Origin of the sequence: Methylomonas koyamae (assembly GCF_001644025.1) — a bacterium.
Lineage (GTDB): Bacteria > Pseudomonadota > Gammaproteobacteria > Methylococcales > Methylomonadaceae > Methylomonas > Methylomonas koyamae_A.
Window position 1 is genome coordinate 9,214 of sequence record NZ_LUUK01000229.1, and the last position, 26,030, is coordinate 35,243.

24 protein-coding genes are annotated in these 26,030 nt (G+C 54.9%); 6 read left to right on the forward strand and 18 right to left on the reverse strand.

Annotated features, from left to right (window positions below):
- Positions 1 to 55: 55 nt before the first annotated feature.
- The 10 genes from hemN to ccmA are packed head-to-tail and all read right to left on the reverse strand — an operon-like array spanning position 56 to position 8,219.
- A complete protein-coding gene (gene hemN, locus A1355_RS23190; protein ID WP_064031651.1) occupies positions 56 to 1,435 on the reverse strand; it encodes an oxygen-independent coproporphyrinogen III oxidase in 1,380 nt (459 codons plus the stop codon).
- Positions 1,435 to 2,640, reverse strand: a complete 1,206-nt coding sequence (ccmI, locus tag A1355_RS23195) for a c-type cytochrome biogenesis protein CcmI (protein WP_064031652.1) — start codon at positions 2,638 to 2,640, stop codon at positions 1,435 to 1,437. Before ccmI ends, hemN begins: the two co-directional genes overlap by 1 nt.
- Positions 2,637 to 3,095 carry a cytochrome c-type biogenesis protein gene (locus tag A1355_RS23200; protein WP_064031653.1) on the reverse strand — a complete coding sequence of 153 codons (459 nt, stop codon included), beginning with the start codon at positions 3,093 to 3,095 and terminating at the stop codon, positions 2,637 to 2,639. Before A1355_RS23200 ends, ccmI begins: the two co-directional genes overlap by 4 nt.
- Positions 3,092 to 3,622 carry a DsbE family thiol:disulfide interchange protein gene (locus tag A1355_RS23205; RefSeq protein WP_064031654.1) on the reverse strand — a complete coding sequence of 177 codons (531 nt, stop codon included), beginning with the start codon at positions 3,620 to 3,622 and terminating at the stop codon, positions 3,092 to 3,094. The genes A1355_RS23200 and A1355_RS23205 overlap by 4 nt, the downstream gene beginning before the upstream one ends.
- Positions 3,619 to 5,565, reverse strand: coding sequence for a heme lyase CcmF/NrfE family subunit (locus A1355_RS23210; protein WP_064031655.1), 1,947 nt, complete (start codon positions 5,563 to 5,565; stop codon positions 3,619 to 3,621). Before A1355_RS23210 ends, A1355_RS23205 begins: the two co-directional genes overlap by 4 nt.
- Positions 5,562 to 5,996, reverse strand: coding sequence for a cytochrome c maturation protein CcmE (gene ccmE / locus A1355_RS23215; RefSeq protein WP_064031656.1), 435 nt, complete (start codon positions 5,994 to 5,996; stop codon positions 5,562 to 5,564). Before ccmE ends, A1355_RS23210 begins: the two co-directional genes overlap by 4 nt.
- Complete coding sequence (ccmD, locus tag A1355_RS23220; RefSeq protein WP_064031657.1) at positions 5,993 to 6,160, reverse strand: heme exporter protein CcmD; 168 nt, start codon at positions 6,158 to 6,160, stop codon at positions 5,993 to 5,995. The genes ccmE and ccmD overlap by 4 nt, the downstream gene beginning before the upstream one ends.
- Positions 6,157 to 6,918, reverse strand: a complete 762-nt coding sequence (locus A1355_RS23225) for a heme ABC transporter permease (RefSeq protein ID WP_064031658.1) — start codon at positions 6,916 to 6,918, stop codon at positions 6,157 to 6,159. Before A1355_RS23225 ends, ccmD begins: the two co-directional genes overlap by 4 nt.
- 3 nt (positions 6,919 to 6,921) lie before the next feature.
- Complete coding sequence (ccmB, locus tag A1355_RS23230) at positions 6,922 to 7,596, reverse strand: heme exporter protein CcmB (protein WP_064031659.1); 675 nt, start codon at positions 7,594 to 7,596, stop codon at positions 6,922 to 6,924.
- Entirely contained in the window at positions 7,587 to 8,219 is a 633-nt protein-coding gene (gene ccmA, locus A1355_RS23235; RefSeq protein WP_064031660.1) for a cytochrome c biogenesis heme-transporting ATPase CcmA, read from the reverse strand. The genes ccmB and ccmA overlap by 10 nt, the downstream gene beginning before the upstream one ends.
- Before the next feature lie 141 nt (positions 8,220 to 8,360).
- Between ccmA and purE the strand changes: the two genes are divergently transcribed.
- The gene (gene purE / locus A1355_RS23240) at positions 8,361 to 8,858 is read left to right on the forward strand and encodes a 5-(carboxyamino)imidazole ribonucleotide mutase (protein ID WP_064031661.1); all 498 of its coding nucleotides are present in this window, start codon (positions 8,361 to 8,363) and stop codon (positions 8,856 to 8,858) included.
- Complete coding sequence (locus tag A1355_RS23245) at positions 8,855 to 9,949, forward strand: 5-(carboxyamino)imidazole ribonucleotide synthase (RefSeq protein WP_064031662.1); 1,095 nt, start codon at positions 8,855 to 8,857, stop codon at positions 9,947 to 9,949. Before purE ends, A1355_RS23245 begins: the two co-directional genes overlap by 4 nt.
- 18 nt (positions 9,950 to 9,967) lie before the next feature.
- Here A1355_RS23245 and A1355_RS23250 read toward each other — a convergent pair whose 3' ends face one another.
- On the reverse strand, positions 9,968 to 11,557 hold the full coding sequence (locus A1355_RS23250) for a GTPase domain-containing protein (protein WP_064031663.1): 1,590 nt from the start codon (positions 11,555 to 11,557) through the stop codon (positions 9,968 to 9,970).
- Positions 11,538 to 13,274, reverse strand: coding sequence for a GTPase domain-containing protein (locus A1355_RS23255; RefSeq protein WP_064031664.1), 1,737 nt, complete (start codon positions 13,272 to 13,274; stop codon positions 11,538 to 11,540). Before A1355_RS23255 ends, A1355_RS23250 begins: the two co-directional genes overlap by 20 nt.
- A 111-nt stretch (positions 13,275 to 13,385) precedes the next feature.
- Here A1355_RS23255 and A1355_RS23260 point away from each other — a divergent pair, with 111 nt between their 5' ends.
- Positions 13,386 to 13,820, forward strand: a complete 435-nt coding sequence (locus A1355_RS23260) for a DUF6694 family lipoprotein (RefSeq protein WP_064031665.1) — start codon at positions 13,386 to 13,388, stop codon at positions 13,818 to 13,820.
- Here the strand turns inward: A1355_RS23260 and A1355_RS23265 are convergent, their stop codons facing one another.
- The 5 genes from A1355_RS23265 to A1355_RS23285 all read right to left on the reverse strand — a co-directional run bounded on the left by A1355_RS23265 (position 13,821) and on the right by A1355_RS23285 (position 18,988).
- On the reverse strand, positions 13,821 to 14,489 hold the full coding sequence (locus A1355_RS23265; RefSeq protein WP_064031666.1) for a DUF2959 domain-containing protein: 669 nt from the start codon (positions 14,487 to 14,489) through the stop codon (positions 13,821 to 13,823).
- The gene (locus A1355_RS23270; protein WP_064031667.1) at positions 14,486 to 15,046 is read right to left on the reverse strand and encodes a uridylate kinase; all 561 of its coding nucleotides are present in this window, start codon (positions 15,044 to 15,046) and stop codon (positions 14,486 to 14,488) included. Before A1355_RS23270 ends, A1355_RS23265 begins: the two co-directional genes overlap by 4 nt.
- Positions 15,043 to 16,416: an aminodeoxychorismate synthase component I gene (gene pabB / locus A1355_RS23275; protein ID WP_064031668.1), complete on the reverse strand. Its 1,374-nt coding sequence runs from the start codon at positions 16,414 to 16,416 to the stop codon at positions 15,043 to 15,045. Before pabB ends, A1355_RS23270 begins: the two co-directional genes overlap by 4 nt.
- Positions 16,417 to 16,913: 497 nt before the next feature.
- The gene (nhaD, locus tag A1355_RS23280; RefSeq protein ID WP_064031669.1) at positions 16,914 to 18,356 is read right to left on the reverse strand and encodes a sodium:proton antiporter NhaD; all 1,443 of its coding nucleotides are present in this window, start codon (positions 18,354 to 18,356) and stop codon (positions 16,914 to 16,916) included.
- 95 nt (positions 18,357 to 18,451) lie between these two features.
- Positions 18,452 to 18,988 carry a MarR family winged helix-turn-helix transcriptional regulator gene (locus tag A1355_RS23285; protein ID WP_064031670.1) on the reverse strand — a complete coding sequence of 179 codons (537 nt, stop codon included), beginning with the start codon at positions 18,986 to 18,988 and terminating at the stop codon, positions 18,452 to 18,454.
- 662 nt (positions 18,989 to 19,650) lie between these two features.
- On the opposite strand from A1355_RS23285, the gene A1355_RS23290 reads away from it, so the two are divergent.
- The 3 genes from A1355_RS23290 to A1355_RS23300 all read left to right on the forward strand — a co-directional run bounded on the left by A1355_RS23290 (position 19,651) and on the right by A1355_RS23300 (position 24,480).
- On the forward strand, positions 19,651 to 21,141 hold the full coding sequence (locus A1355_RS23290; protein WP_064031671.1) for an HAD-IB family phosphatase: 1,491 nt from the start codon (positions 19,651 to 19,653) through the stop codon (positions 21,139 to 21,141).
- 737 nt (positions 21,142 to 21,878) lie between these two features.
- The gene (gene clcA, locus A1355_RS23295) at positions 21,879 to 23,261 is read left to right on the forward strand and encodes a H(+)/Cl(-) exchange transporter ClcA (protein WP_231883771.1); all 1,383 of its coding nucleotides are present in this window, start codon (positions 21,879 to 21,881) and stop codon (positions 23,259 to 23,261) included.
- A 55-nt stretch (positions 23,262 to 23,316) separates the two neighbouring features.
- The gene (locus tag A1355_RS23300; RefSeq protein ID WP_064031672.1) at positions 23,317 to 24,480 is read left to right on the forward strand and encodes a cation:proton antiporter; all 1,164 of its coding nucleotides are present in this window, start codon (positions 23,317 to 23,319) and stop codon (positions 24,478 to 24,480) included.
- Between the two features lie 62 nt (positions 24,481 to 24,542).
- Here A1355_RS23300 and A1355_RS23305 read toward each other — a convergent pair whose 3' ends face one another.
- A complete protein-coding gene (locus tag A1355_RS23305; RefSeq protein WP_197471893.1) occupies positions 24,543 to 25,865 on the reverse strand; it encodes a glycoside hydrolase family 5 protein in 1,323 nt (440 codons plus the stop codon).
- Positions 25,866 to 26,030 lie beyond the last annotated feature (165 nt).

Here is a 26,030-nt window from a genome sequence, read left to right on the forward strand (position 1 = left end):
GAAATCCCCATACACAAACAAGCCGTGGAGTCCGAGATTCAACCCAACGCGGCGCTTAAATTACCCTGGAAAATTGCTGTTGTTTTTGGGCAAGGTACTTATCGAATACCATGCAAATGTTCCGAATCAACAAGCGGCCGGCGGGCAAGACCTGGACGCCGTCGTCGTCGAGACTCAACAGCCCGTCACCTTGCATGACCCGCAAATGTTCCAATTCCGGCGCGAAATAATGGGCGAAGCGGATCGAGAATTCCCGTTCGATAACCGCGAAAGACAATTCGAAGTGGCAAATTAACTGAGTGATTACGGCGCGCCGCAACTTATCGTCGTCGTCCAATTCGACACCGCGAAACACCGCTAGCCGGCCTTGGGAAATCCGCGCGGCGTATGGGTCCAGTTCCTTAACGTTCTGGATATACGCATCGCCGACCCGGCCGATTGACGTAATACCGAATCCGATCAGATCGCAGTCCGAGTGGGTCGAGTAACCTTGAAAGTTTCGATACAACTTGCCTTCGCGTTGCGCTACCGCCAGCAAATCGTCTGGCTTGGCGAAATGATCCATGCCGATGTATACGTAACCGGCGTCGGTTAGTTTCCTGCCGATCATTTGCAAAATATCCAGCTTGACCGATGGCGGCGGTAAATCGGCTTCGTCGATCTGCCGCTGGGTTTTAAAGCGGCTGGGCATGTGCGCGTAATTGAAGATCGAGAAGCGGTCCGGCGCGTAAGCCAGTACTTGATCCAAGGTATCCGCGAAGCTGGTTTCGGTCTGCAACGGCAAACCGTAGATCAAATCGATGTTGGTGGAACGAAACCCTTCCGCCCTGGCCGCTTCCAGCACCGCGAAGGTCTGCTCCTTGCTCTGTAAGCGATTGACCGCGGCTTGGACCGCCGGGTCGAAATCCTGCAATCCCAGGCTAATGCGGTTAAAACCTAATTCTCGCAACTGCGCGATGGTTCTATCGTTGGTTTCGCGCGGATCGACTTCGATCGAGTATTCGCCGCCGTCGTCGCTACGCAGATTAAAATGCCGGCGGGTGGCGTCCATCAACCGTTGCATTTGTTCGAAATTCAAAAAGGTCGGCGTGCCGCCGCCCCAATGTAATTGGTTGACCGGACGGGACCCGTCGAATAAGTCGCCCTGCATTTCGATTTCCCGGACCAGATTGTCCAGATACGGTACCGAATGTGACCGGTTTTTGGTCACAATCTTGTTACAGGCGCAATAAAAACATACCGTGTCGCAGAACGGGATGTGGAAATACAGCGATAACGGCCCGCCGGCCGCATTGGATTTTTCGATATGCTTGAGATATTCCGCCTCGCCGAAGCCCTCGTGCAATTCCAACGCGGTCGGGTACGAGGTATAGCGCGGACCGGATTTGTCGTAGCGGTGAATCAGGTCCAGGTCGAATTGGATGGATTGATCCATTACTTCACTTCTTGGTCGATGGTGACATTGACCCGCCGGTTGGCATCGGCCAAGTTCAGTTCGGCGCTGCCGATCAAGTCGCCGGCGGCCGGCATCGCATTGCCGGACTTGGAGACTCTGGCAACGATGCGCAATTTCGGAAAGTCGGCCAAATGCAATTGCGGTTGCATCGCCATGCTGTCGTTTAACACCACGTCAATCGGCAAGTCGGCGACCTGCTTGCGGACGATGGCCAACGGCATTTTTGGGCCGTTGGCCGCTTGGGCGTAGATAAATACCGTGCTATCCGCCGGCGCGGTCCGGCCGTTCGCCAATGACGCGCGCACCGAAATTTCGACGTTCGGCGCGGATGCTGCGTTAGAAGGCGGCGCTTTGACCATTTCCGCTTCGGCCATCCGCATCATATTGGCCAACTGTTGTTGAGCCTCGTCATCGGCCGGCAATAATTTAGAAAGCTTTTGCCAATAAGCGATGGCCTCGCGAAAATCGCCGGCCTCCGCCTTGGCCATCCCGGACAGCCACAGCGCGGTGTGATCTTCCGGGACTTGCTCCAGGGCCTTGAAGACCAAGTCGGCCGGTTCGCCGCTCAGCCGGCCGTTGCGGGCCATCGACAAGGCGTCGGCGTAGCGCAGCATCACCGCCGGATCGCCCGGCTTGCGCCGATTAAGCTCGCCGAAGGCCTCGGCCGCTTTTTGATACTCCTGCATGTATACGAAGGATCGGCCCAGCATCATCCAGCCTTCCAGATCGTCCGGATGTTGTTGCAAGCGATCAACCAAGCGCTGCACCATGGTCTGCACGTTGTCGGCCAGCTTTTGATTGGTTGCTTGCCATTCGGCCTTCTTCATCGCCTCGGGTTCGCCGAGCATGCCGTACAACAACAAGCCGCCCACCGGCAGCAATATTGCAATCGGCACGGCAATCCAGCGACCGGCAGAGCCAATCGCGGTCCCCCGGCCTTGGTCGTCCAAGGTGTCGAGCACGGACAACTGCAAATCATTGTATTGGGCTTCGTACTGCGTCGGCGACAACGCGCCGCTTTGCAATTGTTGCTTGAGTTCGGCCAGTTGTTGGCGAGCGATGTCGGTGTTGCGCTGCGCGCCGTCGGCCGATGAAATCGGCGCTCTTCGAAACAACGGTGGCAGCAAAATCGCTAGCGCCACGGCGCAAAGCGCGGCTATCCAAAGCCAGAATTCAGTCGTCACGCGTCTTCGCCCTCGCCCAATAGTTTTTCCAGCCGGGCTTTTTGCGCGGCGTCAAGTTCGGTTGCTCGCCCGGTCCGCTTGCGGCGCGCCACCAGTATTACCGTGATCAAACCACCACCCAAGAATAACGCAGGCCCTAGCCAAAGCAATACGGTTTTAAGATTGAAAGCGGGTTTGTACATCACGAAATCGCCGTAACGCTCGGTCATAAAATTGACCACATCGGCGCGGGATTTACCCTGGCGCAGCATTTGATAAACCTGTTCGCGCAAATCCTTGGCCAAATCGGCGTTGGAATCGGCGATAGTTTGATTTTGGCAAACCAGGCAGCGTAATTCCGAAATCAAGGTCTGATAGACCTGTTCTTGCTCGGGTTGGGAAAAATCCCGATACTCCACGGCGGCGAAGGTCGTTGAGGCCATCAGCATCAGACTCAGCAGGGCCGCGCGTTTCATGAAGGCTCCCCTTCCAGACGTTCTATCATCGGCAATAACACTTGTTCGAGATCGGCCGGTTGAATCGGTCCGGTGTGTTTATGCCTCACGACGCCGCGCTTGTCGATTACGAAGGTTTCCGGCACACCGTAAACGCCGTAGTCGATGCCGATGCGGCCGTCGCTGTCCATGACGCTGGCGTTATAAGGGTTACCGTGTTTGCCCAGCCAAAGTTCGGCGGCCTGAGCTTCGTCCTTGTAATTTAATCCAATCAGCGTGACTCGGTTTTGCTTGGCCAGCTCGACCAGCAGCGGATGTTCTTCGCGGCAGGAAATGCACCACGACGCCCAAACGTTCAGCAACCAAACCTTGCCTTTCAAATCATTGGGAGTCAGGGTCTTACTTGGCTCGGCCAATACCGGCAAGTTGAATGCCGGTGCCGGTTTGTCGATCAGCGGCGACGGAATTTCCCGAGGATTCAGTTTCAAACCGATCGCCAAAAATACCGATAAGCCAATGAACAGCAATAGCGGTAAAACGTATTTCATCGGCTCTCCTGAGTCTTGATACCCGCCATGCGATAGCGACGGTCGCAGGCCGCCAATAAGCCGCCCACTGCCATTAACACGCCGCCCATCCAAATCCAACGGACGAAGGCCTTATAATAAACCCGCAAACTCCAGGCTCCCTGCTGGTCCAAGGGCTCGCCCAACGCGACGAACAGATCGCGAAACGCGCCGGCATCGATTGCGGCTTCGGTCATCGGCATTTTTTGGACACGATAAACCCGCTTTTGCGGCGCCAATTCGGCGACGATTTGGCCTTCATGGCTGACGGTCAGAAAGCCTTGCTCGGCTTGATAATTTGGACCCTGAGTCTGTTTGACCCCATGGAACTGAAACACGTAGCCGAACAAATCCAGGGTTTCTTCCGGCGCCAAACGCACGTCGCGTTCGATGCTGTACACCGAGGTATAGGTGATGCCGATCGCGAATACGGCGATACCCAAATGGGCCACCGTCATGCCGTAAAAACCGGCCGGAATTTGTTTCAAACGCTCCCAGGACCAGGTTTGGATGCGGTGTTGGAAAGCGGCACCCGACACCGCCAAGGTCCACAGCGCCAGGGCGCTGCCCACTGCCGCCGCCCAGGAATAGAATGGCATCGCCAGCGGGGCGGCAACGGCCAATAGCAGACATGCCGCCGCCAAGCCGCGCAGCTCAACGGTCAAGCTCTTGAAGTCGTCGGATTTCCAGCGCAGCAAAACCCCCAAGCCGACCACCAATGCCAGCGGCGCCATCAGCGGAATGAACACCGCGTTGAAATACGGCGGACCAACCGACAGCTTACCCAAGCCGAGCGCGTCTATCACCAACGGATACAAGGTGCCGAGCAGAATGCTGGCGGCGGTCACCACCAACAGCACGTTATTGACCAACAACACGGTTTCCCGGGACACCCAATCGAAGCTCGCCGAGCTTTTCACGTTGGGGGCCTTGATCGCATACAACAGTAAGGAACCGCCCACCACGGTCGCCAAAAACACCAAAATGAATACCCCGCGCGCCGGATCGCTGGCAAAGGCATGCACCGAGGTCAACACTCCGGACCGAACCAAAAAGGTACCGAGCAAGCTCAACGAAAACGCGAAAATCGCCAACAACACAGTCCAGGTTTTGAACACACCGCGTTTTTCGGTGGCGGCCAAAGAGTGAATCAGCGCGGTACCGACCAGCCAGGGCATGAAGGAGGCATTCTCGACCGGGTCCCAAAACCACCAGCCTCCCCACCCCAGCTCGTAATAGGCCCACCAACTGCCCAAGGTGATGCCCAGCGTCAGAAACATCCAGGCAACGTTAGTCCACGGCCTCGACCAACGCGCCCAGGCGGCGTCCAATCGCCCCTCCAACAACGCGGCGATCGAAAACGCGAACGCCACCGAGAAACCGACATAGCCCATGTACAACATCGGCGGATGCACCGCCAAGCCGGGGTCCTGCAATAGCGGATTTAGGTCGCGGCCTTCGGCCGGGGCCGGGAACAACCGGTCGAACGGATTGGAGGTCAACAATAGAAACAACAGAAAACCGATGCTGACCAAGCCCATCACGCCCAACACCCTGGCGCGCGTGGTATCGGGAATCTTGGCGCTAAAAGCCGCGACCAAGCCGGTCCAAATCGCCAAGGTCAAGGCCCAAAGCAACAACGAGCCTTCGTGAGCGCCCCACACACCGGAGATCAAGTACAAAAACGGCAATGCGGTATTGGAGTTTTGCGCGACGTAGGCGACGCTAAAATCGTGCACAACAAAGCTATAAGTCAGACAAGCGTAGGCCAATGCCATGAACAGCAGTTGCCCGAAGGCCGCCGGTTTGGCGACATGCACCCAGCCGGCGATGTTACGGCCGGCGCCGACAATCGGCAGCAGACCCAACACGATCGCCATGCCCAGCGCCAGTATCAATGAAAAATGGCCGATTTCCGGAATCATGGTTGCCCCGCCGGTTTTTTCAAACTACCGGCCACTTCCGGCGGCATATAGTTTTCGTCGTGCTTGGCCAACACTTCCTCGGCGACGAATACGCCATTCAGGTCCAGTCGGCCCTTGGCGACGATGCCCTGCCCTTCCCGAAACAGGTCGGGCAAGATGCCGCTGTATTCGACGACGACTTCCTGGCTAAAATCGCTGAGTTTGAAGCGCACCAGCAAATCCTTGCCCGGTCGTTCGACGCTGCCCTTGACCACCATGCCACCCAAGCGAAACGCGGCATTATCCGGAGCCTTGCCGGCCTTGACGTCCGAGGTCGAGAAAAAATACATCAGATTTTCGTTGAAGGCTTTCAGCGCGAAAGTGGCGGCCAAACCCAGTCCCGCCAACATCAAACCGATCAGCAGCAAGCGTTGTTTTCGAATCGGCTTCATCGTTGTTGACCGCGCTTTTGCTTGAGCCACAACTGGCGGAAAAACTGCTTGCGCTGCACGATCGGCCACAACACATTGATCAGCAACACCAAGAAGGTAATGCCGTAGGACGGCCAGACATACCAGGCATAACCGCCCATCTCCAAAAAGCTTTGCAGCGTCATGCTTGCTTCTCCATCAAGGCCCTAACCCATTGCGAATTGGGCTCGCGCTTTAGCAATTCGAGTTTGGCGGCTTGCAACACCGCGATCAGATAATAAAACTTGAAAGCCACCGCCATCAGTAACAGCGGAATCAACATCGAAATATGGATGGACGGTTTACCCATCTTGCCGACCGTCGCCGGTTGGTGCAAGGTATTCCACCATTCCACCGAATAATGAATGATCGGAATATTGACGACGCCGACCAAGGCTAGGATCGAAACGGCGCGGGCCGCGCTGCGTTTGTCTTCGATCGCGCCGTACAAGCCGATCAAGCCCAAATAAAGAAACAGCAGGATCAACTCCGACGTCAATCGCGCATCCCAAACCCACCAGGTGCCCCACATCGGTTTGCCCCACAACGAGCCGGTGACCAACGCGACAAAGGTAAAACCGGCGCCAATTGGCGCGCTGCCGATCAACATCACTTCCGCCAATTTCATGCGCCAAACCAGCGCGATGGCACCCATGACCGCCATCAGCACATAGATGAATAAGGACATCCAAGCGGCCGGCACGTGGATATACATGATGCGGTAACTCTCGCCTTGTTGGTAATCGGTGGGCGCCAGTATCAAGCCGCCGTAAAGGCCGGCACCCAACAACACCAGAAAGATCGCGGTCAGCCACGGAATGAAGCGGTCGGCCAAAGCATAAAAATGCGGCGGCGACGAGGTTCGATGAAAAAACCGGCTAACCGGCGCTGGAATCACGGACATTACTCAATTCACACTCATTTTTAACGCGGCGGCGGTCGGCAGCGGGACTAACACGAGGGCCGCCAACAACATCGCCAACAAAATATTCAATTGCGCCGAAACCGGCAAACCGCCGGCGGCCCGGTCTACCGCGCCGCTGGCAAAAATCAGCACCGGCACGTACAACGGCAACACCAACAACGACAACAGCATGCCGCCGCGCCGCAAACCGACAGTCAGAGCCACGCCAACCGCGCCGATTAGGCTCAATAATGGAGTAGCTATGATCAAGCTCAGCCACAAAGTTCCCATCGCCCGTTCCGGCAGGCCCAAAAACACCGCCAGCAACGGCGCCACCAGCAACAACGGCAAACCGGTAACCAGCCAGTGCGCGGCGATTTTGCCCAGCACCAATACCGAGAGCGGTTGCGGACTGATCAGCATTTGCTCCAGCGAGCCGTCCTCGAAGTCGCTGCGAAACAAGCCGTCCAGCGACAGCAGGGTTGCCAATAGCGCCGAGACCCAAATCACGCCAGGCGCCACCGCTTGCAATAAATTCGACTGGGCGCCGATCGCCAAAGGAAATAAGGTCACCACCAACACAAAGAACATTAACGGATTGGCCATTTCGGCGCGGCGCCGAAAGGCCAGCATCAAGTCCCGGCGGACGATGGCCCAGAAAGCTTGAATCAATGGCATGCTTGCAGATGGATGGTTTTCAATTCGATGTCGGGCAGCCTGAGATCGTGGTGCGAGGTCAATACCGCCAAGCCGCCGCCGGCGACGTGTTCCGCGATCAGCGATTCGATCAGGCGTATGCCCTGACGATCCAGCGACGTAAAAGGCTCGTCGAGTATCCACAACCGATTGGCGGTGATCAACAAGCGCGCCAGCGACAAACGGCGTTTTTGCCCGGCCGACAAGGTATGCACTGGATTATCGTCGAAACCGGCCAGTTGGACTTTTGCCAGGGCGTCGTCTATCCGATAGGCACCATCGGCCTTCATCGCCAACGCAAAACGCAGGTTTTCCAACACGGTCAATTCCTTCTTGGTACCGTCGGCGTGGCCGACGTAGGCCATGTCGCGATGGTAGGCGCCCTCTTCCAGACGCTCGCCGGTCCAAAAAATATCGCCGGCGTCAGGTTCGCGAAAACCGCAAAGAATCCGCAATAGCGAAGTCTTGCCGCAACCGTTGGCGCCCTCCAACAGCAAGGCCTGCCCGGCCGCCAATTCGAAACTCAAACCGGAAAACAGCAGGCGATCGTCGCGCGAACACGCTAATCCCCGGGCTTCCAGCATGACGGTTTGCGAATTTTCCATGTTCGGCGCAAGGCTCCAGGTTTACGAGGGGCGCTATCTTAACATTAAGGCCACCGGAATCCGCAATTCGCCGACACGGAAAAACGTTCGATTGTGCGATAATCGCCCGCCTTGATTGATTGCAAGCACCGGAGATTTTGCATGACTGCATTGATAGGCATCATCATGGGTTCCACGTCGGATTGGGAAACCATGCAACATGCCGCGCAAACCCTGGAACATCTGGACATTCCACACGAGGTCGAAGTGGTATCCGCCCATCGCACACCCGATAAATTGTTTCAGTATGCCGAATCCGCCGAGGCCAAGGGCCTGGAAGTCATCATCGCCGGCGCCGGCGGCGCCGCGCATTTGCCGGGCATGACAGCCGCGAAGACCGCGTTGCCGGTACTCGGGGTACCGGTGCAATCCAAGGCACTCAACGGCATGGACTCCCTATTGTCCATCGTACAAATGCCGGCTGGCATTCCGGTCGGCACTTTGGCGATCGGCAAGGCCGGCGCAATTAATGCCGCACTGTTGGCTGCGGCGATTATCAGCAACAAACACTCGCAGTATCGGCCGGCGCTAGACGCCTATCGCCGCCAACAAACCGACAGCGTGATCGCCACGCCCGACCCGAGACAGGTGGCCGGATGAAAATCGGTATCTTGGGTGGCGGCCAACTCGCCCGGATGATCGCGCTGGCCGGTTATCCGCTCGGTTTGCAATTCGTCGTGCTCGACCCCGACACCAACGCCGGTGCCGGCGGCTTGAGCGAACATTTGCTGGGCGCCTACGACGACCCCGCCTTGCTGGCGCAACTGGCCGAAAAAGCCGACATCGTCACTTACGAGTTCGAGAACGTGCCGGCTCACGTCGCCGAATATCTATCCAGTCACACCACGGTTTATCCGCCGGCCGGCGCGCTGGCCGTAGCCCAGGACAGGCTGCTGGAAAAGAATTTTTTCCGGGATTTGGGCATGCGCACAGCGCCGTTCGCGCCCGTGGACTGCCTGGACGATTTGGTTAGGGCCGTGGCCGACATCGGTTACCCGGCCATTTTGAAGAGTCGGCGCATGGGTTACGACGGCAAGGGCCAAGTCTTGATCCATTCGGCCGAACAACTCGAAACTGCTTGGTTGGCGATGCAGGACGCGCCGTCCATCGTCGAAGGCTTCGTCGGTTTCGAGCGCGAAGTGTCGATCATCGCCGCCCGCCGCCCGACGGGCGCCATCGCGTTTTACCCGCTGTCCGAAAACCGGCATCGCGGCGGCATCCTGCGTATCGCCGAATGCCGTAGCGACGATCCATTGCAGACGTTGGCAGAAGATTACGTGACCCGCTTATTGGAAAAACTCGATTACGTCGGCGTGGTGGCCTTGGAGTTGTTTGCGGTCGGCAACGAATTGCTGGCGAACGAATTCGCCCCTCGGGTACACAACTCCGGCCACTGGACCATCGAAGGCGCGGAAACCAGCCAATTCGAAAATCATTTGCGGGCGATTCTGGATTTGCCGCTGGGTTCGACCCGCGCCAGAGGTTACGCCGGCATGGTGAATTTTATCGGTGGCGTCGCCGGCGACGCGCAAGTGCTCGGCATCGCCAACGCTCATTTGCACCTCTACGACAAGGCACCGCGCAAGGGCCGTAAGGTCGCGCACGCGACGGTCAGAGCGGATTCCGCCGACTGCTATCGGGCGGCCTTACAACAATTGGCCGATTTGGCGCTAGCCACAGACGACTCCTGAGTCGTCGAAACCAGGCGATCACGCCGGTTCGCGATCCGGCAAGGCCCTGCCCAGCAGGCTCTGTTTGGCGATATGTTCTTCCTCGCCCGGTGCGCAATCCTGGGCGATTTCGCTAAGCTGTTCCAAAAGCCGCTGATTTTCCTGTTGTTCGCGCCGCAAGCTCGCGCCGATTTCCGCCCACAAGCCGGCTAAGGCTTGTTGCAAGCCTTTTTGCAGGCCGCGTTGGGCGGCTTTTTGCAGCGACGGCTGTAGTTGTCGCTGCAAAAAATAGGGGATCAACCAGCTTAAACCGATTAGCAAGCCGCTATGTATCGCGAAGTCGCTACCCAAATACGCGCCGAGACCGCTCGCGCCTCGGTAGTAACCGAAATAAACCTGGTATCCCACGGCAGCCATCGCCGCCAACGGTAACGCGGTCGCGGCGACCGTGGCGATCCGCAAAACTATCCGCCGCGGGCGACTGCCGGGATTCAGCAGCGCCATCCGGCCAGCCAGTTCGGTTTGCGCGACCACCTTGGCGCCTGCCGTGTCGCGCAAATCTTGTAGTGCCGCGCGCAACGGCCGGGGTGGAATGCCGGCTTGCGACGCTTGCAGCGCCACGTCGTCCAACAAATCGCCGAACAGCGTCTGCGCCCAATCGTCCCAAAGCTTAATATCGGCGGTTTGACCGCCCGGTTCGGTCCGAGCCTTGGCCAGTTGCGTCAGCGGCCAGGCCAGTCCGGCAGCGAGGTCGGTTTCCGCGCGCTGCCAGCGCGTTTCCAATTGCCGTTGCAGAGCCGGGTAATCGCGTTCGGCCAACAGCGTTTCCAAGCGACGCAAGGTCGTCGACAACGCTTGTTTTCGCTGGCGTTCGCCGCGACGCTGCATTTGCTGCATCGCATGACCACCCGCCAGTTCCGCCAGTTTGACCAGCAGCGCCGGAAATTCGTCGCCGTCCGGTTGCACGCAACTAGTGCGAAACAGCAAGGGATCGGCAAAACCCGCCAACGCCAGTTGGCGCCGCAAGTCCTCGTATTGCGCCACTTGGCCGCGATCCCACTGATTCATCACGAACAACCAGGCATGCTTGGCGCCCTCGGCCAATAACAGGCGCCAGGCCTTGCCGTCGCGATAACGCTCGGGACTGACTACGTACAGCAGCACATCGATATGCGGCAGCCAATTCAGCACCAGTTTTTGGTTGGCGGCTTCGACACTGTCGAAATCGGGCATGTCTATCCAAACAATATGGCGCCGCGCGTCGTCGTCGTGGTGATCGATCTTAATCCGGTCCAAGGGCAACCCGTCGGGCAGTTCATTCAATGTCAGGCCGCGGTGATGATACAGCGTGACCTCGCGCGAGGTCGGCCTTTCGATGCCGGCCTTGGCGATCGCCCGGCCCGCCAATCGATTCAGCAAACTGCTTTTGCCGACACCGGTCCCCCCCATGAAGGCAACGATCATCGGCCGGCCTGCGTCGCCTTGGGCTTGCGGGAACAAGCTGGACGCGATTGGGCTATCCAGTTGCGCCAACCAGTCCGCCTGTTCGAGCGGCAGGCGCTGTGCCGCGACGGCCGCTTCGCTCCACCGGCGAGCGCGACCAAGTAATTCAGAGTATTCGTAATCCATGCTTTTTATCTTGCAAGGCTTGTTCGGCTTGCCGACATTCGGTTTCGTCGATATCGAACCGGCTGTTGCTGGCAATTTGCCCAGGCAGCGCATAAAGACGCCGTTGCAAACAGTGCTCGAACAGCGCGGCGTTGACGGTATGGAGTTGATGTTGCTTTAAATCCGCCTCGACGCGCGCCATATAACCGCCCAGCGTACTTTCCGCCAGCAGCGAGGTCGCGGTCAGCATCAACGGCATCAGCACCAAATCATGCAGACCAATGCCGCCGGCCTGGATAGTCAATAGCACCGCACCGGCGTCGGTGGTCGCCCGCGTGGCGCGCAAACTGTTGAGAATCAGCGGCTGTTCTTGCAATTTGCGATACAGGCGCTGGGCGGCGGCTTCGACGTCTTGCTGAAAATCGCCGTGGTAATTCAGCACCGCCCGTTGATAAGCGCTGGAAATGTCGCCGCGCTGTTGCCGTAACGCGCCGCTGGTTTCCTTCCACCAGCGGGCATCGTCCGCTTCGGTTTCGGCGATTTCCAGCAGGCGGTCCGCCAATTGGATCATCACGTGATCGCCGATCTGCGTTAACACAGCGATCTCCTGGCTGGCGCTGACGGCAGCGGATTTTGAACCGAACAATTTGCGCATCGGCCAAGTCATCGCCCGGCGGGTTTTGGCCAACAATCCCGCCAAACCGGGGATTTCCAGCAAGGTCAACAGGTTCAATACGGCCTGTTGAAAGGTTTCGTAATGATGCGGATGGTTCAGATAATCGCGTTGATAGTCCTTGAGTGCCCGCGCCAGACACTGATCGACCAACGTCCGCCAGTGCCGTTGCGATTGATGCTCGGCATACACCGGCTCCAGCCAATGCGGCCAGAAACGCGTCAAAAGCTGTTGTTGGTATTGACTGTGTTTACGGCGCGAGACCGATTTAACCAGTTCCAATACCGCCTGCTCCGCAGCTCTCGGCCAACTCGGCTGGTCCGGCAATCTTCGAAAATGCAGCGGCACGACATTCGGTACCAGGTCGCGGCGCGCGGCGCGCCATTTTTCGGCCAGCGAGTCGATAATGACGGCTTCCTGACCTTCGCCCAACTTGTTGACGACGATCAAAGTCGGCTGCCGCAGCGACTCCAAAATGCTCATGATGTCCCAGACCGACTGATCCGCGTATTTTTCCTTGCTGACCAACAAAATCACCGCGTCCGCCAACGCGATGGCACGCACCAGGCCCTCGCGGTAGTCGGCGGCATCGATGGAGTCGAAGTCGGGCGTGTCCCAGCACACACAGGGCGGTAACAACGGCGAACGCAGCGGACTGGTGCCGATCGCGTAACAATCCAAGCGGCCCGGCGCCAATTCGCCGACCGCCACCCGCTCGAAACGACCGAAGTAGGTTTGCAAACCCGGCATGGCCTCGGCGGACACCGCATGACAGAAGCCCTGGGCCTGCACGGTGTAACCCGCTAAAGGGCTGACGCCGGCTTGATGACTGTTCAGCAACAAGTTCACGGTGGAGCTTTTACCGGACTGGGTCGGCCCGATCACCGCGATCTGCATCGGCAAATCCGGATGCTCCGCAATCAGGCGTCCCTTCCGGATAAAAGCCTCGGCGAACAGCAGCTGGTCGGCGCGTTGCTGGTAATCCAGATAACGAGGACTTCGTTTATCCATCCGACCTAGCACGATCTGATAGCGCTGTTTGAGGTGTTGGATAAATTCCAGCATGTGGTAAGCTTGTGCCGTTAAAATTTCCGAGTAAATAAGTTTGTTGGGTAACCGGAACCATTATAAATACAAAATCCGGGTTTGTTCATTTAGCCGTTGGGGGGCTACATCATGAAAATCGCGTCGATTCTTTTCGTTTTATTGCTGGGCGCCGTGGCGAGCGGTTGCAACAAAAGCAACCAGATCAACGGTAGCAGCATGAAAACCGTCAACCGTTCGATCAGCCATATCAAGGAAAAACTGCCGCTCGACCAACGCATCGAATTCGAAGTGTCTTTTTGGACCTTGCGCGACGAAATCCGCGATAACGGCGAGTTTTTGAACGAGATCGACGGCAAAACGCCGGAGCAGTTGATCGAAAAGGGTAAGGAGCTATTTGCCAAACGCAAGGCAGCCGGCAGCAAGGATTACGAAGAATACGCCAACTGGGATCAGATGATTGCCCAATATTCGCAAGAACGTATCGATCAAAACCGGAAAAAAGCCCCCGATCCGCGTGATAAGCAGTACCCTCACCGCGTGGATTACAAAATGCACTCGATGTAATTATCGTTTGGATATCGAGGCCGGCGCCGGCAGTTGTTTTTGCTCGACGAGCACCGCAACGAACTGGCTGGCCTCGCCTATCGTCTTTTCCATCACGTCGATCAACCGGGAAATATCCAGACCCATTTCGACAAACTCGTGACGCAGCGCGGCAATGGCATGGGCATTCAGATTGTGTTTCAGGAACAACACTTGATCCTGAAACGCCGCCAACACCGGTTGCATCCGGCTTTCCGCATTTTGTAGCGATTTCAGCAGCCGCGCATATTGCTGCCGGGATTTTTTCAATTGCTGCTGACTGCGGGAACGCAAAACCCGATTGCTATATAGCAGCAATTCCGACTCCCATTCCGCGAACAAGGCTTCGCTGATTTCCTCCACCGCTTGAATTCGCTGACTGACTTGGTCGGCCTTGCTCCGACACAAATCGTAACGGCGTTTGAGTTGCTGGTAGCGCTGTTCCAGCGAATGTTCCGGCAGATTGACGATGCTTTTGAATTTGTCCAGAGCATCGACAAATTGATCGCGGCTCTCTTTTAAGCCCACGCACGCCTGTTCGACTTGGGTCACGACGATATCGCGCTTTTGATGACCCAACAGCGATTCCCTGCTTTGGTAATAGGCCTTGCGCAAGCGCTTGTTCAGTAGAGATCGGATGAAATGAATCATGCGTTGATAAATGACGCTTGGTGAATGACGCGGATTCGATACCCGGCGTCGCGACTGTAGCGGCCGAACGCCGAATCCACTATACCCTGGCCGATCAATCGGCCGATGTCCGTGTCGTCGGCGACTTCTGCCGACTTGACCAAGATCAATTCGTCGGCGCCCACGCGGCCGGCCAACCAAGCGGCCAAACTGTCCGAGGTCACTTCCCAACTGGCTTCGACGCCGGCGGCATCCAACTCGGCGTGATCAGGCATCCAGATGGCCGACCGTTTTGCGGACAAAACTTCCGCGAGGGCCGCGACCGAATCGGCGGGCTGAAATTGCGGACGGCGAGCGTGCATCAACCAACCCATTTGCCGCATCGCCAAGAGTGCCATGCGATGCGCGGTAACATCGTCGAAGTTCCAGATTGCTTGGGACCGGCGCACTTGATCGGCAAACTCGCCGCCGCCCGGTACGATGACCAGCAATTCGCACCATTCGCCGAGCGCATCCAAGCAAGCCGGCAATGCGCCGGCGCTCAGCAAACTGCCGCCCAGCTTGACGACCCGTGTCATCGCCGAAATTTCTCCAACACTTTTAGCAAGGCCGCCGCCTTATCGAAGCACTCCTGATATTCTTCTTCCATGCGCGAGTCGTTAACAATGCCGCCGCCCGCCCAGAAGCGTATCGTGTCGCGATTGTGGACCAGCGTGCGAATCGCGATATTGGTATCCATGTCGCCGTTAAAACCGATATAACCGATCGCGCCGCAATACACGCCACGCCGATGCGGCTCCAGCTCTTCAATGATTTCCATCGCACGCACCTTGGGCGCGCCGGTAATCGATCCGCCGGGAAAGCAACTCCGCAACAGATCGATCGCCTGCTGATCTTCGGCCAACCGGCCGGTCACGGTACTGACCAAATGATGCACGGTGGCATAGCTCTCGATCTCGAACAACGTCGGCACGCTGACCGAACCTTTTTGGCAGCTTTTACCCAAGTCGTTGCGCAACAGATCGACAATCATCACATTCTCGGCGCGGTCTTTCGGACTATTGAGCAACTCGGCCATCCGAGCCCGATCTTCATCGGCATCGTGGCCGCGCGGACGAGTCCCTTTGATCGGCTTGGTTTCCACGCAGCCGCCGTTGACCCGCAAGAAACGCTCGGGAGAAGAACTGAGCACTTGCGCGTCCGGCGTATTTAAATACGCGCTAAACGGTGCCGGATTGATTTGCCGCAAGGCCCGATAAGCGGTCCAAGGCCGACCTCGGCACGTGCTCTCGAAACGTTGCGCCAGATTGATTTGGTAGCAGTCGCCTTCCTTCAGGTAGTGTTTGATTTTCGCGAGGGCCTGAGCATAGTCAGACGCGGTCATATTGGAGCGCGGCTCGCTTAAAATTTCAAAGCCGGTCTCCGGTTCCGGTTCCGGCATCCGGCTGAACCGAACCGTCAACTCAAGAATTTCCGCATCGCTCAAACCGTATCCGGTCAACCAACTGGCTTGCGATTCATGGTCGACGACGACAGCCCACCGATAAATTCCAACCGCCAATTCCGGCAGGTTTTCGCAATCTCGGGCCGCAGCCGGCAAGCGCTCGATACGACGGGCCAGATCGTAACCTAAATACCCGATAGCCCCGCCGCAGAATGGCAAGCCCTCGATTCCAGGCTGATGCTCACCCAGCGCCACCTTCAACAGATCGAATGGATCGTCGGCACTGTAGCGAATTTCGCCGCCACGGCTGATCCGGGTAAGTTCTCCGAACGTCTGCAGGGTGACTTCCGGCTCGGCAACCAGAATATCGAAGCGACCTTGCGAATCGGCGGGCCGGCCGCTATCCAGAAACATCGCCCAGGACCGGTCGGCCCATGGCGCAAATAGCGCTGCACTATCCGAAACATACGGCAGGCGTATTTTAACGGGCTGAATTGGGGGCATTAAACGGGGGAATTCTCGATGAAGCACCAAAACCGATCATAACGACCGAATCGGCAAAGGACGTGATTTTATACCAGCGGGAAGGTTTAGACCAACCCGGCACGCAGCGCCGAATGGATCGAGCCGAATACGGCCTGGAAAGCAGGTAACTGTCGTGATATCCGAAAAAGCTTAATCGCTCGGGAGAATCGACCCTCGCTTTCGCAAGTCGAATCAGAAACGCCTTGCGCGAATGTTGCCGATCTCGGGGCTTTACCGCCATTTCGGAGGGAGCCGAAGCGGCGCTCTCTTCCGCGTCCGCCGATCTTCGCAACCGGGCAGGAGAAGTCGTCGTTTCCGAGAACAGCTTGGGAAACTCACGCTCAATGGAAAAGACGATTTGAACGATCGCCAGACTTCGCCCCCTCCCCACCAAGAAATAATCGAAAAATTTTCGAACAGTTTATTTCACTTTTATTGCCTAATGATGTTGCGACTAGTTAAAGCACTCTATGCGATCAAAACAGCTCGGCATTCATTAAAAAGTGCGCACCGATACCGCCAAAATAACCTAGCGCAATCACCGGCGCCCATTTCAGATGAGTTAGGAATGTGTACGCGCCCTTGGCTTGGCCCATCAAGGCCACGCCCGCGGCAGAGCCAACCGAGAGCAGACTGCCACCAACACCGGCGGTCAGCGTTACCAACAACCATTGGCCTTCCGACATTTCGGGATGCATGGCCAGGATGGCGAACATAACCGGGATATTGTCGATCAGCGCGGAAATAACGCCAACCAGTATGTTGGCTGGGGTAGCACCCAGTTCACCATAGAGAAAACCGGACAAATGTTGTAGATAGCCGAGGAAGTTCATACCGCCCACACACAGCACGACACCATAGAAAAACAGCAAGGTATCCCATTCCATGCGCGCCAGATGATGAAAGACATCAAAGCGCAAACTATCTGCATCGGCGCTACCCTTGACTTCCTCGCCGGACATTGGATCCAGCCCTAGTTCCGGCTCGTCGCGATGGGTGACGTGCAGGAAATAGCCGAACAATTGCAGATAAGTCAGACCGGCCATCATGCCGACCGCCGCCGGCAGTTGCAGACTGTTTTGGAAAGTCACCGCCGTGAGTACGGTGAGCAGAAATAACACTACGATACGTTTAGCGCCACGGCGAGTCATGACCTTGGCATGAATAGGCGCCGGCTGGGTTTTGGGAATCGCGAAATGCATGATCGCGGCGGGGATCAGGAAGTTAACCACCGAGGGCACAAACAATTTGAAGAAGGTCCAGAATTCGATGATGCCCTTTTGCCAGACCATCAAGGTGGTGATGTCGCCGAACGGGCAAAACGCCCCACCTGCATTGGCAGCCACCACGGTATTGACACAGGATACGCCGACGAATTTGGGGTTGTCCTTGCCTACCGCCATGACCACCGCGCACATCAACATCGCGGTAGTCATGTTATTGGACACCGAGGAAATGAAAAAAGCCAAGCCCCCTGTAACCCAAAACAACTGACGATAACTCGAACCCCGATTAACCAACCAAGCCCGCAGGCTGTCGAAGACGCGTCTCTCTTCCATCGCATTGATGTAAGCGATGGAAACAATCAGGAATAGTAATAACTCGCCGTAGTCCAAAACATCGTGCCGAATCGCCGTTTCGGCGACCGACGATAAGCCTTGGTTCTTATAAACCAGGGCAATAGCCACCCATATCAGCGCCGCCGCCAACATCATCGGCTTGGATTTTCGTAATTCCAATACTTCTTCAAGGACCACAAAGAGGTACGCGATCGCAAACAGGCCTACACAGAGGTATCCGACCCAATGTCCGCTCAAATCCAGGGCTTGAGAAAAAGTTTCAGCAAGCACGTTGGTTGAAAATAACATTAGTCCGGCAGCTGCTAATGAGCCAAGCAAAAACTTGTTTAGTTCGTTCATACATTCTTCCATTTCTGTCGTTCAACGATCGACTTTTTGAGTCGATCACGTTCTCATTGTCCATACCCGCAACATACTTGGGTTGGCCTAAACGTTCACCCTTGATTTTTGGCTGAAGGCGATTTTTTAGGCAGCGGATTAATAGGCTGCATCGCGGCTTCGTCGTCCTTAATTTGCATTTCTTTAACAAGCACATCGAGATTCTTGGCCAGAGACTTCAGAACATTTTCCGGCAAGGCAAATAGTGCATGTTGCAAAATGCCCTGCGGCGGCGAGCTTACTTGGTTTAATAGTTCAATACCGTCCTGAGTCAACATCACGGTAACAACCCGTTGGTCCTGACTAACGCGCTCCCGCATGATTAATCCCTTCTTGGCCAGTTTGTCGAGCATATTGCTGGCGGTGGAATGATGGATCGACATCGCTTTAGCTAGTTCGGTGACTTTCAATCCCGGATTTTTTGATAACTCCCAGAGTGCCCACAGTTGAGCGCTGGTAACGCCGCAATGCGTTTCTACCCATTGGGAGTGTTGCTGAACGGCCTTAAAAATCATTCGAAATTGTTTCAAGACTTCATGTGGCCATTGTTTGGAGCCGTCGGTGTTGGTGGTTGGCAGTGCTGATTTGTTCATGGGGTTACGGTTTATAGTCGGCAAAATTAAGGTGTCAAAAACATTATTACCCACCTGACAGCCAATGTGGCCCGCTTGATTCGGGCATAACGAACTCAGAATTTTTCCGCTGGCTCCGTACAGTATGCGGAAGATCTGGCAGATCGGCGTCTCGATATATATGTTGACACAAACAATGTTTGCGTCAACATTGTTGGGTCATTATAATGCTCTCGGCAAGTCTAAGAGCGGATTACCTGCCTTGGAATGGTTTGATGTGGTTTCAAAAATTGACAGCGCAACGAAATCCGCTCCTTAACTTGCCTCCGACGCATACTGCTTACAAGTAACGGAATTAGCAAAGACGCTTTCACGACCGCTAGACGCTCTCTGTCCAACAGCGATACCCAAAACAAAGCGCCAAAATGACGAAATTAAAATGTTTTCAAATATTTACGTTAGATTGTTGATTTGCCTGGTTTGGCTCTCCTCTGTCATATTGCTGGCATCGTGTTGCGGTCAAAACACCCCAGTCCCTATCGATCAATCTTCGTCGACAACGGCGTAAGCCGACAAACATTCCAACTATCCGGGATGTCACCTTAGCAGCCGAAACTCGCAGAATTGGGCCCACTTGAAACTGTGGGACCGACTTCGGGACTGCAAATGACTAGGAATAGCGCATGAAATCGAAATATCGACACTGGGTATTCGTCAAGAGAAAGAAAAACAGACGGACTCATCAACAACGCGATTCGAACGCCTGTGCGACCGTCGTGATACCGGCTTTGAACGAAGCCAGACGCATCCAGGAAGTGGTTGCTTACGCCTTGGCAGACTCGGCTACCGCCGAAGTGATTGTCGTCGACGATAGCTCCATCGACGATACAGCGATGCTGGCAAGACAGGCCGGTGCCAAGGTCATGACCAGTAGCATGTTGGGCAAAGGCGTCTCGATGCGCGACGGCGCGGCGGCGGCTACTCATGATTTGGTCGTTTATCTGGACGGCGATCTGACCAATTTACGTCCAGGCATCGTCACCAGCCTCTGCTTGCCGCTGCTTAACGAGGGGGCGGACTTCGTCAAAGCCCGCTTCGGACGCGGTGGCGGCCGGGTTACCGAACTCACCGCCAAACCAATGCTGAAAGTGTTCTTCCCCGAACTGGCGCATCTGGCTCAGCCGTTGGGCGGAATCATTGCCGCACGCAAACGCCTGTTGCAAACCATTAGATTCGAAGATGATTATGGTGTCGATGCCGGTCTGTTGCTTGACGCTCATTTGGCCGGCGCCAAGCTGGCGGAAGTTGACATTGGCTTGTTGGAACATGATAGCCAGCCGCTGCAAGATTTATCGCTGATGGCCAACGAGGTCAGCCGCGCCATTTTCGATCGCGCCAAAAAAGCTGGACGCCTGCATGTGGAACAGGTCACGGCCATGTACGAGAACCAACGCCAAGTGGCTGCCGGTATCGATTATGTGCTGTCTCTTCGCAGGGGACGCCGATGCTTACTTTTGCTGGACATGGACGGCACGGTAACCCCATCGCGATTTGCGCTGGAACTGGCACGCAACACCGGAAACGAAGCGGCTTTGGTGCAACTACTGGATACGCCTCATGACGATGCCATAACTCGTAGCGAGCGGATTGCCGAGTTGTTTCGCTTCATTCACAAGCAGCAATTCGAACAGGTGGCTCGTACGCTGGAAATCCGTCCAGGCGTCATCGAATTCGTCAAGCAGGCAAGACGAGCCGGTTTCATGGTCGGTGTCGTCAGCGACAGCTATTTTGTTGCTGCCGATATTATAAGACGTCGCATATTTGCTGATTTCGCGCTGGCTCATACCCTGACTTTCGATGGGGAGGTCTGCAACGGCCAGTTACAAATCAATCCGGCTTTCTTGCCCGACGACGTCAATTCAGTTACCCCGATTTGTAAAAGCAACGCGATGCGATGCTTCTTGGCAGATAAATCACAACCCCCGGTCGAACTGATTTGGGCTGTCGGCGATAACCTTAATGATTTGGAAATGTTGCGGCTAGCAGATAACGCCTTCGTCATCGATCCCAAGTCGCCTAAACTACTTGAGGAGCCTGGAATCACGCTTATCAGTGAATTCAACGACTTAGTGGAGTTGTTAACGCATGAGGCGTCGGAAAGTATCGAAGCGTAACGGCATCCGGGTTTAGTCATTTTTAATCGCGCACTCCGTGTCGTGATTACTCGACTAATACAAACATCGTCAGGGCCATTGGGGTTTTTATGAGCTTCACGCGTTGCACAGCTGTGATATTTATTGTCAGTTTGCTATGTATCTTCGGTTGCGAGCAACACAATCCGGAGCCAGGCGCTCAATCGAGCCAATCGAAGCGGTTTGCTGAAAGTACAAGGCAAGCGGTTATACAGTGCCTTAAGTCCCGCTCATACATTGTAAGCTCTGAAAATTCAACCAGAAGTATCCGCGGACACGATTTCCAAACGGATCCGAATAGAGTGTCTTGCTCAGACATTTATTATTACAACCAAGGTCGCTTGGGTCGACATCCCAATACTCCCAAATAGGCGGCAAAATATCCTCTTGTAAGGATACCCTCACAAATCGCGAATCGTCTAACTGCAACGATTCGCGCTTAGCGGCCTCCTGTCGCAAACAATGTTATCGAGAAATCAACCCGTTAGAACCTGCCCCTCTTTGCAACAATGCGTTTCTACAAACATTGTTTGCTTCAACATTACCTCATCACTAGAATGCGGTCAGTAACGCAAATGACCCAATAGATTAAAGCGACTGAATGCGTTAAGAAAGAAAGGTATTCGGTGAAGCTCTAGCCATTGTCGGTTCGTTTGGTAAGGCTGCACCGAATATATGGCTGGCGATTTCAAATCGCTTACTTTGTCGGGAAACGTAACTTGGCTGTAATCGTCGATTGTGAAGGCCAATCACCTGCCTCCGGGGGAAATTTGTTGCAACGTGATCCATCAGAACACCAATCCGCTTCAAAGGTAGAATTTAATCGGCAGCGGAACCATTTGATACCCCAAGCGCTTGTGCTCGGATTGACGACCGGCGCAACTTCGGTAGCATTCCATATAGCAATGAATAGCGCAGAAGCATTTCGAAAAAAGTTTTTAGACTTATCACATCAGAACCCCGACTTCGGCGTTGGAATGATTCTGGGATTAGCGTTAATCACCCTGATCATCTCCGCCGGAATCGTCAGACAATTTGCACCCGAGGCAAGCGGCAGCGGCATCCCCCACATTAAGGGCGTATTGATTGGGCACCGGCATTTCCGCTGGTTTCGGGTGCTGATTACCAAGTTTATCAGCATGGTCATTGGCGGCATTGGCGGCCTTGTCGTTGGTCGCGCCGGTCCCTGTGTACATATGGGAAGTTCCATAGGGCAAGGGCTAGCCAATATCTGGCCTAAAAACGGTAACCCCGAGCATACGATATTGATTGCTGCCGGCGGCGGCGCCGGACTCACGGCGGCATTCAACGCCCCTCTCTCCGGCTTGACCTTTGTATTGGAAGAACTTGAACGGCGATGCTCTTCGCTCGAATTCGTGACCGCCGCCATGGCCTGTCTGACAGCGGATATGGTGTGCCGCGCGGCGCTCGGCCAACAACCCGCCTTTCATTTCGTTAATTTCACCGCTCCGCCGCTGAGTCTTCTTATTGCATTCGTTCCTTTGGGTTTACTATCCGCCCTATTGGGTAGTTTGTTCACGCATGCCTTGTTGCGGGGACAACGATTGATTACCCTGAGTGTTTGGCCGAAAACGATGTGGTGGCTGACTTTGGCAACCTGGCTGACAGCCACAGCTTGGTATGCGCCCGAATTATTGGGCGGCGGCTATGATTTTGTGAATGAAATTCTCGTAGGCCGGGAACTCACACTGGGAACGATAGCGCTATTCTTTGTCAGCCGATTCGTGTTGACTATCGGTAGTTCCTGCTCGGGCGCGGCCGGGGGGATTTTTATGCCGATCTTGGTTTTGGGCGCATTGCTGGGTTGGGGTGTCGGTGCGACCACACAATTGTTTTTTCCCGAATTAAATGCAGATCCTAGGCTATTTGCCGTTATCGGGATGGCTGCATATTTTAGCGGAGTGGTACAAGCGCCTTTAACGGGCATCGTGTTAATCATCGAGATGACCAGTGATTACGCATTGATTTTGCCGCTATTCATCGCCTGTTTTACCGCTTTGCTCATCGTGAATTGGTTAGGATGTCCTCCCGTTTATGAAGCCTTGCTGGAAAACGAATTGCGACAAAAACGAATTCAGTAATAATTTCACTGATACCGCCTGATATTCTAGCCAGCACCTCTTAGGAGACACAGTTATGGAATCTTACCGTATCGCATTATTTGTCATCGCCTTGGCGGCGGCTTTCTCTCCCTTGCTTGCCAGAATTCCAACACGCTTCCGCATGCCAGTCGTGGCGACGGAAATGCTTCTTGGAATGATAATCGGCCCTCATATTTTCAACTGGGTATCACCAGACGGTTTAGTCGGTATGCTAGGTGAGCTGGGCTTGACGTTTTTGCTGTTCATGGTGGGCATGGAAATCAATCTCGGCGAAATTCAAGGCAAACCCTTGACGCTGGCCATTGGCGGGTGGTTTCTTTCGTTTACGGTGGCCATGGCTTGCATGTCCGTCGTGCATGCCATCGGCCTGATTCAGGCACCGCCGCTTTTAGCAGCGGTAGCCTTATCGACCACCGCACTCGGCGTATTGGCCCCGATTCTGCGAGATGAAGGCATTCTGAATACGGACTTCGGCAAAATGCTGCTGTCGGCGGCGGCAATGGGTGAATTCGGCCCGCTGATGGTGGTCTCCATGCTGATCATCCCGACCCATAGTACCTTTTTGCATACCGTTTTCATCTTGGCCTTTGTGGGGATTACTTTTGTGATAGCGGATACGGCGATCAACGCCCGCTCCTCCACTTTAATCGATCTCCTGGCCCAAACCATGCAAAGTAGTGGCCAACTGCCGGTGAGAATCTGTATTGCGCTCCAGGCCCTACTGGTGGTTTTAGCCGGCGAGTTTGGGTTGAATGTGGTGGTCGGCGCATTCGCGGCGGGCATGGTGGTGGGCCTTGCCAGCAAAGGCGAAGGCGGCATGATTCTTCGGCAGAAACTGGATGCCATCGGTTATGGTTTCTTAATCCCCATTTTCTTTATCGTCGCCGGCATGAAATTTGACGTCAGCGCACTGTGGGCGAATCCGCTGGTTCCAGTCCAGATCATCTGCCTATTGGGTTTGTTGATTCTAATTCGTGGCGTGCCGGTAATCCTTTACTACCCAGTTTTAGCGTCAAACGACAGATTGCCTTTTGCACTCTATTCCGCGACAGGCCTGCCCATGATCGTCATTATCTCCGAAATCGGGGTCTCGTCCGGCCTGATGGCCCCGGATCGAGCAGCCGTTCTGGTCAGTGCCGGGATGATTTCCGTTTTGCTGTTTCCTCTACTGGCCGAAAGAATAAGACAGCATTCGTAAAGTCCTATGCCCGTACAATTGCCAACCAAACCAGTTTCAAGCGTCAGCCGTTACATTGACACTTAATTAGCCACGCCAACAATGTCTTGTTCCGCCTGATTCTCTGATTTAGCGGTGACGGTTTGCGTGGGCCGCTTCAGGTTTCTGCCTAAGGTAGCTTTTTTCATGGCGTTGATGACTATCGGGTTGGGTGAAAAATATTCCGGCGTGTTCCACTGACTCCATTTGTGTTTGATCGTGTTGAAATCATCCGTGGCAATATTGGCAACATTGCTATTTTGTTCAGTTGTGTTGTACATACCCCAGTTATTACGACCTACTACCTTATAAGACCAAGTGGTCCAATGGCTGCCGGTTTCTGTAAATTGCTGAAGTCCGTAATCCCATGATTCGGCATTTTCGAATAGTGTGAATTCTCCAATAAAATGCGGCACGTTATATTCGGTGCCCCATTTCCGCGCGTCTTGTATCCACCCATCCACAGCGTTTTTCATCACCGCGAAATCGTTATTGTTTTGCCACTGGTAATAATGCAAGGAATAGACGACGTTCTCCCAGTTTTTCTCTTGGGGATTGGGAAGCGTGTTCCACCACCAAATAGCTTCCATAATAATGATATGGTCTGGATCAATCGCTCGGATGGCATGATACAGACGGTTGTAAAGGCTAACCACCCCAGATCCCATCCGGCCGGGAAACGTCTCGGAAGGTTCATTCAGTAGGTCATACCCCGCCACGGCGGCATTATCCTTAAAGCGCGTGGCGAGCGTTTCCCAAAGCTCAACCAGTTGATTCTGATAGAGCGGGGTAGAATACAGCAAAGCGCCGTTTTGCCGGCCTGAGTGATGGGCTCCGTTCTGCGATCCTGGCGCTCCGTGAAGATCAAGAACGGTGTAGAGCCCATATTCCCGAGCTTTGTTGACGGTCCACTCGATTCTGGATAAATCAATGGCGCCTGTATCGTCCCGCCTCCAATTGCCCTCATCATCCATATGGTTAAACGCATATACCGGCAAACGGATACAGTTGAGACCGGCTTCTGCGATGTTCTTGAAATCCTGTTCCGTGATCCAAGTATCCCAGTAAGAATTGTAAAGTTCCCACACGGCATCCTTGCCAAAACGCTCGGTTAGAACACTTCGCGCATCCCATTCATTTGATGCCCCAGCTAACGGGGACATCCAAGGTTCATGCCCCCTCCAACCGCCCAGATTAGTGCCGTATAAATGAACCTTTCGACCCAATCCATAGTTGTCTTTGATATCCGCTCCATCCACTTTAAGAAAATCCGAAGCGGCGTAGCATGAAGGAGAACCCATCACGATTGTCCAGAGTAACGCGGACAATCTCAGTACGCTTGGGTGAGTAACAGGTTTCGGTTTCATAAATATCACTTTAAATAACGTGGTCTCGGTACAGGGGTTGCAGGACAAAACAAGCTTAGGATTTTCCATCGTCGAACAATCGGTAAAGCGTCGACAACAGGTCTATCGTCGACAGTATTGTGAAGAACGCCTTCAACCTGCTCGGTCAATATACTCGATATGGTG

Coding starts and splice junctions, on each gene's coding strand:
- A1355_RS23260 (WP_064031665.1), top strand. CDS start 13,386: ATGAAAATCGCGTCGATTCTTTTCGTTTTATTGCTGGGCGCCGTGGCG.
- ccmE (WP_064031656.1), bottom strand. CDS start 5,996: ATGAAGCCGATTCGAAAACAACGCTTGCTGCTGATCGGTTTGATGTTG.
- ccmA (WP_064031660.1), bottom strand. CDS start 8,219: ATGGAAAATTCGCAAACCGTCATGCTGGAAGCCCGGGGATTAGCGTGT.
- A1355_RS23200 (WP_064031653.1), bottom strand. CDS start 3,095: ATGAAACGCGCGGCCCTGCTGAGTCTGATGCTGATGGCCTCAACGACC.
- A1355_RS23300 (WP_064031672.1), top strand. CDS start 23,317: ATGGAATCTTACCGTATCGCATTATTTGTCATCGCCTTGGCGGCGGCT.
- A1355_RS23290 (WP_064031671.1), top strand. CDS start 19,651: ATGAAATCGAAATATCGACACTGGGTATTCGTCAAGAGAAAGAAAAAC.
- A1355_RS23305 (WP_197471893.1), bottom strand. CDS start 25,865: ATGAAACCGAAACCTGTTACTCACCCAAGCGTACTGAGATTGTCCGCG.
- A1355_RS23265 (WP_064031666.1), bottom strand. CDS start 14,489: ATGATTCATTTCATCCGATCTCTACTGAACAAGCGCTTGCGCAAGGCC.
- purE (WP_064031661.1), top strand. CDS start 8,361: ATGACTGCATTGATAGGCATCATCATGGGTTCCACGTCGGATTGGGAA.
- A1355_RS23210 (WP_064031655.1), bottom strand. CDS start 5,565: ATGATTCCGGAAATCGGCCATTTTTCATTGATACTGGCGCTGGGCATG.
- A1355_RS23285 (WP_064031670.1), bottom strand. CDS start 18,988: ATGAACAAATCAGCACTGCCAACCACCAACACCGACGGCTCCAAACAA.
- A1355_RS23270 (WP_064031667.1), bottom strand. CDS start 15,046: ATGACACGGGTCGTCAAGCTGGGCGGCAGTTTGCTGAGCGCCGGCGCA.
- A1355_RS23255 (WP_064031664.1), bottom strand. CDS start 13,274: ATGCTGGAATTTATCCAACACCTCAAACAGCGCTATCAGATCGTGCTA.
- A1355_RS23205 (WP_064031654.1), bottom strand. CDS start 3,622: ATGAAATACGTTTTACCGCTATTGCTGTTCATTGGCTTATCGGTATTT.
- ccmB (WP_064031659.1), bottom strand. CDS start 7,596: ATGCCATTGATTCAAGCTTTCTGGGCCATCGTCCGCCGGGACTTGATG.
- ccmD (WP_064031657.1), bottom strand. CDS start 6,160: ATGACGCTGCAAAGCTTTTTGGAGATGGGCGGTTATGCCTGGTATGTC.
- pabB (WP_064031668.1), bottom strand. CDS start 16,416: ATGCCCCCAATTCAGCCCGTTAAAATACGCCTGCCGTATGTTTCGGAT.
- hemN (WP_064031651.1), bottom strand. CDS start 1,435: ATGGATCAATCCATCCAATTCGACCTGGACCTGATTCACCGCTACGAC.
- A1355_RS23250 (WP_064031663.1), bottom strand. CDS start 11,557: ATGGATTACGAATACTCTGAATTACTTGGTCGCGCTCGCCGGTGGAGC.
- nhaD (WP_064031669.1), bottom strand. CDS start 18,356: ATGAACGAACTAAACAAGTTTTTGCTTGGCTCATTAGCAGCTGCCGGA.
- A1355_RS23225 (WP_064031658.1), bottom strand. CDS start 6,918: ATGTCCGTGATTCCAGCGCCGGTTAGCCGGTTTTTTCATCGAACCTCG.
- A1355_RS23245 (WP_064031662.1), top strand. CDS start 8,855: ATGAAAATCGGTATCTTGGGTGGCGGCCAACTCGCCCGGATGATCGCG.